The sequence below is a fragment of the Dellaglioa sp. CoH-57-MRSF-16 genome (genome assembly GCF_056782055.1).
This window is the reverse complement of record NZ_JBXAXZ010000107.1, coordinates 1-349: the sequence shown is the minus strand read 5'-3', so window position 1 is coordinate 349 and position 349 is coordinate 1. Positions and strand designations below refer to the sequence as shown.

The window sequence follows — 349 nt, the reverse complement described above, 5'->3', positions numbered from 1 at the left end:
ATAGGGTACAGCTCGAACGCCGGTTTCATTCAGGCCATGGTCAAAATAGAGGTAACAAATGGCTGACTTTTGCTCGCACTGTTCAATCTTGATGTGGGGTGAGGATACTGGCGATTTCCGTGGTATCGGGCCCGTGGCTGATGACGACGGCCGGCCGTGGTACTATACGGTTCTGTGTGAGACATGCGGTCCTATTCAGGTTGACGGAAACGGGGCACGTGTCACTCCGCTCGAAGAGCAGGACGATCAAAACCGGCACATCGCGCCGGGCCAGTTTTTCGATTATCTGCCGCCCGATCATCCGGTGGTAGTTGCACAAGGGCCCGTGATAAAGGCCGAAGACAGTGCA

1 protein-coding gene is annotated in these 349 nt (G+C 55.3%); it reads left to right on the top strand.

What is annotated here, in order from left to right:
* Nucleotides 1-58 precede the first annotated feature (58 nt).
* On the top strand, nt 59-349 hold a 291-nt coding region (locus AC1RPH_RS08075), incomplete at its 3' end, for a hypothetical protein (RefSeq protein ID WP_481762070.1).